This is a genomic window from Larkinella ripae (assembly GCF_054780775.1).
The window spans coordinates 1-7804 of record NZ_BAAGVR010000032.1 but is presented as its reverse complement, the minus strand read 5'-3'; the positions used below and the strand labels follow the sequence as shown (position 1 = coordinate 7804).

The window sequence follows — 7804 nt, the reverse complement described above, 5'->3', positions numbered from 1 at the left end:
CGAGCTACGGTGAGAGGTGCTCGGGCGGTGTAACTCCTAATTCATTATGCAACACGCAAATTTAACAACATCGACCTCAATTCCAATTATCGTGCTTCGCGATCAACAACTCAAAACAACCGTCTACGAGGCTCTGCCCGTTGCCCCGGCTGACATCAAGGAGCGCATCGGCAAACTGGCGCGTATTCCGGCTACGATGGTGCATAACGTTACCATTGAATCGTTCCCGGGCTGGATGGGTGGGTATCTGGTGAAGTTCAGCGCCAACCGTAAGGAGCTTCTACAACGCGAACGGATGGGCAAAACGCCCGACTACCGGGTGATTAAGGCCACGCCGGACAAAGACAACTGGGGCGTGATTCAGTGGGAACACTTAATGCGGGTGGAGTTATGAGGACGATCAAATTCCGGGGCCTTACGAAAGGCGAGCAATGGCATTACGGCTTTTTTGCTCATGATTCTGGCCGGTACGCTATTTACCTGAACGGCTGCTTTCATGTAGTCCAACCGGCAACTTTAGGGCAATTCACTGGACTATTCGACCGGAACGGCAAAGAGGTTTTTGAGGGTGATATTGTCCGGAGCCTGATTGAGCAAGAAATCAACGGTGAGCAGGTCGATAAATACCACTATTGGGCAATTGTCTTTATTCAAGAGTGGTCCCGGTTTGCGATGCTGAGCAAGCAGGAGTGCGAAGAATACACAACCGTAGGTGATTCTGCTCTTGACGGCATTCTGCAAGAAACGTACGGGGTGTTTGCCGATGAGATATGCAAGCACGTTGTCGTTGGAAATCTCCACGATTCACCCGAAACCTTCCGCGAATCATGAGAACCCTAACCCTCACCGAGCAGCTTAGCGTGGAACTGGTCGCCCGCCAGCGCCGTGCCCTGAAAGCCACCCAGGCCAATACGCACACGTGGGTAGAAGACCTGTGCAACCTGTGTGACACATTCGGGCTGTTTGCTGACCAGCCGCCGGCCGAAGTCGTTAGCTACGCTTACAGTCTGGCCCGCACGTTCTTCGATCACTACCTGACGCACCTTTCGCCCTGCAAACGCCCGTTCTGGCAAATGATTCTGGTGGCGCTGATGCTCAAGAGCGCGGGCCGCTACCGGGAATGCTTCCGCTACCACATGAAACACGGCGATAAGCTGGTGTCCGAAGGGCCGCGTTGTGTGCCGTACAGTTTAAACTACAACTGATATACCAATGGAATTTCGTAAAGCGACCCGAAAAAAGGCCAAGATTCGTCTGGGACTCTCCGCCCCGTCAGGAGCCGGTAAAACCTACAGTGCCCTGCTGATCGCCTATGGTCTGTGCGGGGACTGGTCCAAGATTGCCCTGATCGACACCGAAAACGGCAGTGCTGATTTGTACGAACACCTGGGGGAATTCAACGTCGTACCGTTAACGCCGGACTATTCGCCCGAACGCTACATCCAGGCCATTAACATCTGCCACAAGCAGGGCATGGAGGTAATCATTATCGACAGCATCACCCACGAATGGGATGGCAAAGGCGGCTGTCTGGAGATTGTCGATCAGATGGGCGGCAAGTACCAGAACTGGGCCAAGGTGACACCCCGCCATCAGGCTTTTATCGAAGCCATTGTCAGCAGTACCTGCCACATGATTACCACCGTTCGCCGGAAGCAGGACTATGAAATGACCAAAGACAACAACGGAAAGATTCAGGTGGAGAAGGCCGGCTTGAAGGAGGTGACGCGGGAAGGTTTTGAGTACGAGCTTACGGTCAATCTGGAACTGGATATGCGCCACAATGCGTCGGCATCCAAAGACCGCACGGAGTTGTTCGCTGGCAAGCCGGGATTTGTACCTTCCGTTGAAACGGGCAAGCTGATTCGTGACTGGTGCGAAAAGGGGCTGGATCAGGCGGATTTGGACCGCCAGGAGCAGCAGCGTCAGGCCGATGAATTGGAGGAAGTTAAGCAAGAGTGGTTAGCGACCATTCAGTCCGCCAATGACCTGAAAACCATTGACAGCCTGCGGGTACAGCTTAAGTCGGCCACATTTGACCGGGAGGTTCGCGCTGAGCTGATCAACAAACTTGTCGATCACGCCAAAGAAAACGGCTTTACGCTGATCGATTCCACCCAGAAAGACCGCAATGGCAACCCGATCAAGGTATTTGCCCCCATTCAAGAATCCCAAGCCGCCTGATCACCACCCGCTGCCCGGCCCCTGAGCCGGGTGGCATAACCCCCGAAGAGAAATGGAAACCAAGCAACAGCCCGTAGAGCCGTCAGCAAAGCCTGACAAGTCCGATTTAAACCAGTTCGACACTGACGATATTATTGACTACTTGACCGATAAGGGGTATGTCGCTTTCGATCCGGACGACGACAGCGATTGTGCCGATGCTATCTCTACGCTTCAGGACAACGGCTATTTCCTTGAGCCAGAGGAAGGCCGTAAGGCTTACGTGAACGCAATTGAGAGTTCACCCAAGAACCTCAAAGACGACGAAATGGAGCAGGTTCTTGAAGAACTTATTGCAAAATACGGATACACCCTCACTGATAAACTCCGCCAATTATTATGAAACTGATCATCGCATCTCACGCCCTGAAAAAAGCCCTGTCGTTTGTGGGGCAGGCTATTCTTCCGAACCCGATTGTACCGGTGATGGAGAACGTTCGTATAGATGTATCCGGTGGCACGGCTACATTAACCGGGTCGGACCTGCACACCACCCTGATTTGCGACGTTCCGGTTGAATCATTCGGTGAAACATCGGCACTACTCCCCTTCAAAAGACTGAACGATCTACTGTTTAGCGCGCCCGAAGGACCAACAACGATTCAGTTTAATCCGGATGGGTTTGCTCATAAAGTAGCGCTTACTTCAGGTAAATACACCCTGACTGGCGAAGATCCGGCGCTGTATAACCTGAAAGACGATGAGCCCGAAATTGAGCACCGGGTTCTGTTCAATGAGCAGGAAAAGTATTTGTTGTTATCAGGGTTGGCAAGCGTTTCCTACGCCTGCGGAAACAACGAAATGATGCCCCACACAACGGGTGTTTACTGGCACTTTGCCGACACGCTACGCCTGGTAGCCAGCGACGGAAAAACAAGGGTTATTCGGGCCGATACGGGCCTTTCGATGGAAGGCGGACGAAACATCATTGTGCCAGCCAGTTTCTGCAAAAAACTGGTCAGTCTGAGCAAAGACCTGGCGCCAACCGATTCGCTGTTGGTGCAGCTGTCGGATCGTAAGATTATTGTATTAGCTGGACAACGCACCCTAAAGGCCATGCTGATCGACGAAAACTACCTACCCTATGAGGGTGCGATAGTCACTAACCACGATAAGGAAATAATCGTTAATCGCCTGGAACTGGCCACCAGCATCAAACGCGTATCGCTTTTCTGCGACACGATTACCCGCATGATCCGGCTTTCGTTAACGCCCGACGGTATTCAAATCGCAGCCGATGATGCTGCTTACGGGGTGGATGCTCACGAGACGATCCTGACCGAGTACACCGGTGAGCCTTTGGATCTGGGCTTTGACTCATCCATGCTGCTCGAACTACTCAGGAATCTGGAAGGGGAAACAATTACGCTTAAAATGAGCACGCCGAGCCGGGGTACGCTGATCATCGACGAAAACACAACCGGCGTCATTTTCTCACACCATATTAACCAGCCAGTTACGGCCTGATCAATGACAAGTTACGAAGCCCTGATTGATGCAAAAAGACAGCGCGCCGTTGAATCGGGGTTCGCTGTCAATCAAAGCCGCCTAAACGCCAGCCTGTTTGACTTTCAGCGCTTCATTGTTGCGCTGGCCCTAAAAAAGGGACGGTTTGCCTTGTTTGAGGATTGCGGACTAGGCAAAACCATTCAGCAACTAGCGTGGGCTGAACAGGTGTTTATTCATACTGGTAAGCCGGTGCTGATTCTGTGTCCGCTGGCTGTCGTCGAACAGACCATTCAGGAGGGTAAAAAGTTCGGTATCGTAGTTAACGACTTCAATCAGTACCATTCAGCTGCTCCCGGCATCTATGTAACAAACTACGAGCAGTTGGCCAATATCGACACGGGTCACTTTGCCGGTATTGTCCTCGATGAAAGCAGCATCCTGAAGGATTTTGAAGGGGCCACTCGTAACCTGATCATTGACCGGTTTAGAAACACCCCTTACAAATTAGCCTGCACGGCCACGCCATCACCAAACGATCCGATGGAACTTGGTAACCATGCCGAATTTCTGGGTGTTATGACCCGAACCCAAATGCTGGCCATGTATTTTGTTCACGACGGGGGCGATACCAGCCAGTGGCGTCTTAAAAAACACGCAGAGGGCCTGTTCTGGGATTGGGTTGCCAGCTGGTCGGTAATGCTGTCAAAGCCGCACGATATTGGATTCGATATGGCCGGTTACGACTTGCCACAGTTACACCTTCACGATAAGCAAATCAAAACGCCCAAGCGCAATAACGGCTCACTATTTAACGATATGGCCGTGAACGCTACCAGTTTTAATCAGGAGCTTCGCCTAACCCAGGTTGACCGGCTAAGCCAGGTAGCGGACATTGTTAATGCGTCCGATGAACCCTTTATCATCTGGGTGAAGCAAAATGAAGAGTCCACCGAAATGCTACGACTCATTCCAGACGCGGTAGAGGTTCGGGGCGACATGAGCGCTGAAACCAAAAAAGCCAGGCTGTTAGGTTTTGCCAAAGGAGGCTTTCGGGTGCTGGTAACAAAAACCAAGATTGCCAGCTTTGGGCTTAACTACCAGCACTGCCCGAACCAGGTTTTTGCTTCACTGGACTTTTCGTTTGAAGGGCTCTACCAGGCTATTCGCCGGTCCTACCGGTTTGGGCAAAACCGCCCCGTTCAGATCTATCTGATCACCACCGACACGATGCAAAACGTGGTGGCATCCATTCGCAAGAAGCAAATGCAACACGAAAAGATGCAGTCCCAAATGATTCGCGCTACGCAGAATCACATCGAAAAAGCGTCTAACCCCTTAACGAGTCGTAAACCCATTCAACTTCCTTCCTGGATACGCAGCTATGCAACCGCTTGTTAACAACCAGATCATCACCGACCAGTACGCGCTTTATCACTGCGACTGTGTAACCGGAATCCGGGCGCTGCCCGACGAAAGCGTTGGCTTTTCAGTCTTTTCACCACCCTTCGCCGAACTGTACGTATACAGCGATGCGGTAGAAGATATGGGTAACTGCCGCAACTACGAAGAATTTCTTGAGCAGTTTGGCTACCTGGTCGATGAGCTTTACCGGGTGCTGTGGTCGGGTCGCCTGGTGGCGGTTCACTGTATGGACCTGCCGATCCAAAAAGGAAAGGAGGGGTTTATTGGGCTTCGTGACTTCTCGGGCTACATCCTTCGGGCCTTTGAGCAGCGCGGATTCATCTATCACACCCGGGTAACGATCTGGAAGAATCCCGTAACAGAAATGCAGCGTACAAAAGCCTTGGGACTGCTGCATAAGCAAATCAAGAAAGATGCGGCCATGTCACGGGTAGGTATTCCGGATTACCTATTGGTATTTAGAAAGCCTGGCGATGCCATTCACCCCGTAACTCACCAGGACACGGACCCACGACGACCGGATTACTTGCCGGTTGATCTTTGGCAGAAATACGCTTCGCCGGTCTGGATGGACATTGACTACGGCAAAACCTTAAACGCCAGAGCCGGGCGCGATGAAAAAGACGAAAAGCACATTGCTCCGCTTCAACTGGAAACCATCGAGCGCGCTTTGCACCTGTGGAGCAACGAAGGCGATACGGTACTGACCCCTTTCGCCGGGATTGGATCAGAGGTTTACCAGGCCGTAAAAATGAATCGGAAGGGGATCGGATTTGAGCTAAAGGAGTCCTACTTCAGTGAAGCTGATAAGAACAGCAAAAGTGCAGCATTTCAGGCATCACAAAAATCTCTATTCGACCTGGTAGCATGAACCAAGATCCAGAAAACAGCGGATTAATGGGAGTGATGCTAATTGGCGCACTTATGTTCTTTGCCCTTGCCGCCTTTCTCTACTTCCGCCCGTTATGACCCCGCACGTCCACTTCGCCCCGGACTCGAAGCTCCCACCCCACAGCGATGAGTGGTACCACGAGCAGGGGCAAATCCAGGCCGCCAAGTGGCGGTTCCAGAGCGAGGAATCCTTGCAGGACGCCATCGCCACGGCCCAGACGCGGGCGGAGCTGGAAGCGATCTTAAAGGAGATTCGGGAGCAGCGGCTGAACTTCGCCTGTAACCGAAGGTACGTGCTCAATGAGGTACACGACCGCGCCACCGAGATCGGAGTGACGCTGAGCACGGGCAGGCGGCTGGGCGTGGGGGATTTTAAACGTAAATGAGAACGATGAAAATAGCTTCACTCTTTGCCGGAATCGGCGGTTTTGACCTGGCTGCCGAATGGATGGGATGGGAGACGGTGGTTCAGGTTGAACTGGATGAATGGTGCCGTAAGGTACTCGCTAAAAACTTCCCCAATGCACACAGACACACAGATATTAAAACCTTTGACGGAAGCCCCTACCGTGGGTCAATCGACCTTGTTTGCGGAGGATTTCCATGCCAACCCTACTCCCAGGCCGGGAAGCGACTGGGCAAGGAAGATGACCGCCACCTCTGGCCTGAAATGCTTAGAGTTATCCGCCAGATCGCCCCACGTTGGGTTGTTGGGGAAAACGTTGGCGGGCTACTTACTTGGAACGACGGGCTGGTTTTCGACGAGGTGCTTTCTGACCTGGAAAATGAAGGTTATCAAACGCAGGCGTTTGTTATACCAGCTTGCGGTGTCAACGCCCCGCACCGACGCGATAGAGTCTGGATTGTTGCCCACTCCGAACGCCTGCAAAGCCAGCAACGACCTGAATCTGAATTGCTCCGGGGATGGCCGGCAGAAGCCCAACAAATTGGGGTGGGCGGTAAGCAACTTGCTGCCGACGCCTATGGGCAACATCCGAGATGCCAGCCCGAAACAATTCAAACGGGGCAATTGGAATCTGGTCGGCGTGTTGCTGCCAACGCCGACAGCATCATCGGATGCAAAAGGTGGATGCACCCGAAAGGATCCGAAGAGGCAGAACGACACGCTGGCCCATTCAATTCATGCACTGGAAGGAGAAGATGGAAAGACTTCCCAACTCAATCCCCGGTTCGTTCTCGAAATGATGGGGTTTCCGAGCTACTGGACCGAGCTCGAACCATAAAAGCGGCTGGCAACGCCGTGGTGCCTGAGCTCGTTTACCAACTCTTTCAAGCAATTGATCATTTAGATAACCCCCAACCTGGGGCCGCACATGACCATCACGATTAACCTGCCGTTCGCCATCTACAGCCTGAATCAGCTGCGTCGCCGGGGCTTTCACTACCCTAGTTACCGCAACCGGCTCGAAAAATACATGCTAGAGCACAAGCGCACGCGGTTCGCCGGGCCGGTCAGAATCACCATCACACGTTCCAGTTCCGGAACGCTCGATTACGACGGGTTTGTGGGTGGCGCAAAGCCGCTAGTTGACGCATTGGTGCGCTCAGGCATCATTGAAGACGACAAGCCCGCCATCGTTGGCACACCGGACTACGTGCAGGTGAAGATCAGCCGTAAGGTACAGCCGGTGACCGTCATTCAGATAACAAACGAACCACAAACCACCGCCGAGGGGCGACAGACGAAATGAACCTAAAGTCATTCAATAACAAGACCATGCCGACCAGCTATCGGGGTGCAGAAACCCCGACGCTGACGATCAGCACCAACACGGGCGTATTTCGCATCAACGCCAGA

The 7804-nt window shown here is 52.8% G+C and carries 11 protein-coding genes; all 11 read left to right on the top strand.

Annotated elements, in window-relative coordinates; all coding sequences use genetic code 11:
- The first annotated feature begins 91 nt into the window (after positions 1-91).
- Entirely contained in the window at positions 92-394 is a 303-nt protein-coding gene (locus ACYVHX_RS28345) for a hypothetical protein (protein ID WP_460675094.1), read from the top strand.
- Positions 391-831, top strand: a complete 441-nt coding sequence (locus ACYVHX_RS28340; RefSeq protein ID WP_460675093.1) for a YopX family protein — start codon at positions 391-393, stop codon at positions 829-831. Before ACYVHX_RS28345 ends, ACYVHX_RS28340 begins: the two co-directional genes overlap by 4 nt.
- Positions 828-1205 (top strand): hypothetical protein, encoded by a 378-nt coding sequence (locus ACYVHX_RS28335; RefSeq protein ID WP_460675092.1) that lies wholly within the window; start codon positions 828-830, stop codon positions 1203-1205. The genes ACYVHX_RS28340 and ACYVHX_RS28335 overlap by 4 nt, the downstream gene beginning before the upstream one ends.
- Positions 1206-1212: 7 nt before the next feature.
- Positions 1213-2184 (top strand): AAA family ATPase, encoded by a 972-nt coding sequence (locus ACYVHX_RS28330; protein WP_460675091.1) that lies wholly within the window; start codon positions 1213-1215, stop codon positions 2182-2184.
- 52 nt (positions 2185-2236) lie between these two features.
- On the top strand, positions 2237-2566 hold the full coding sequence (locus ACYVHX_RS28325) for a hypothetical protein (protein WP_460675090.1): 330 nt from the start codon (positions 2237-2239) through the stop codon (positions 2564-2566).
- A complete protein-coding gene (locus tag ACYVHX_RS28320) occupies positions 2563-3690 on the top strand; it encodes a DNA polymerase III subunit beta (RefSeq protein ID WP_460675089.1) in 1128 nt (375 codons plus the stop codon). Before ACYVHX_RS28325 ends, ACYVHX_RS28320 begins: the two co-directional genes overlap by 4 nt.
- Positions 3691-3693: 3 nt before the next feature.
- Positions 3694-5070 (top strand): helicase-related protein, encoded by a 1377-nt coding sequence (locus tag ACYVHX_RS28315; protein WP_460675088.1) that lies wholly within the window; start codon positions 3694-3696, stop codon positions 5068-5070.
- A complete protein-coding gene (locus ACYVHX_RS28310) occupies positions 5054-5965 on the top strand; it encodes a DNA-methyltransferase (protein ID WP_460675087.1) in 912 nt (303 codons plus the stop codon). The genes ACYVHX_RS28315 and ACYVHX_RS28310 overlap by 17 nt, the downstream gene beginning before the upstream one ends.
- Before the next feature lie 94 nt (positions 5966-6059).
- On the top strand, positions 6060-6371 hold the full coding sequence (locus ACYVHX_RS28305; RefSeq protein ID WP_460675086.1) for a hypothetical protein: 312 nt from the start codon (positions 6060-6062) through the stop codon (positions 6369-6371).
- 5 nt (positions 6372-6376) lie between these two features.
- Positions 6377-7336 (top strand): DNA cytosine methyltransferase, encoded by a 960-nt coding sequence (locus ACYVHX_RS28300; protein ID WP_460675085.1) that lies wholly within the window; start codon positions 6377-6379, stop codon positions 7334-7336.
- On the top strand, positions 7320-7697 hold the full coding sequence (locus tag ACYVHX_RS28295; RefSeq protein WP_460675084.1) for a RusA family crossover junction endodeoxyribonuclease: 378 nt from the start codon (positions 7320-7322) through the stop codon (positions 7695-7697). Before ACYVHX_RS28300 ends, ACYVHX_RS28295 begins: the two co-directional genes overlap by 17 nt.
- Positions 7698-7804 lie beyond the last annotated feature (107 nt).

Coding starts and splice junctions, on each gene's coding strand:
- ACYVHX_RS28340 (WP_460675093.1), top strand. CDS start 391: ATGAGGACGATCAAATTCCGGGGCCTTACGAAAGGCGAGCAATGGCAT.
- ACYVHX_RS28335 (WP_460675092.1), top strand. CDS start 828: ATGAGAACCCTAACCCTCACCGAGCAGCTTAGCGTGGAACTGGTCGCC.
- ACYVHX_RS28330 (WP_460675091.1), top strand. CDS start 1,213: ATGGAATTTCGTAAAGCGACCCGAAAAAAGGCCAAGATTCGTCTGGGA.
- ACYVHX_RS28325 (WP_460675090.1), top strand. CDS start 2,237: ATGGAAACCAAGCAACAGCCCGTAGAGCCGTCAGCAAAGCCTGACAAG.
- ACYVHX_RS28320 (WP_460675089.1), top strand. CDS start 2,563: ATGAAACTGATCATCGCATCTCACGCCCTGAAAAAAGCCCTGTCGTTT.
- ACYVHX_RS28315 (WP_460675088.1), top strand. CDS start 3,694: ATGACAAGTTACGAAGCCCTGATTGATGCAAAAAGACAGCGCGCCGTT.
- ACYVHX_RS28310 (WP_460675087.1), top strand. CDS start 5,054: ATGCAACCGCTTGTTAACAACCAGATCATCACCGACCAGTACGCGCTT.
- ACYVHX_RS28305 (WP_460675086.1), top strand. CDS start 6,060: ATGACCCCGCACGTCCACTTCGCCCCGGACTCGAAGCTCCCACCCCAC.
- ACYVHX_RS28300 (WP_460675085.1), top strand. CDS start 6,377: ATGAAAATAGCTTCACTCTTTGCCGGAATCGGCGGTTTTGACCTGGCT.
- ACYVHX_RS28295 (WP_460675084.1), top strand. CDS start 7,320: ATGACCATCACGATTAACCTGCCGTTCGCCATCTACAGCCTGAATCAG.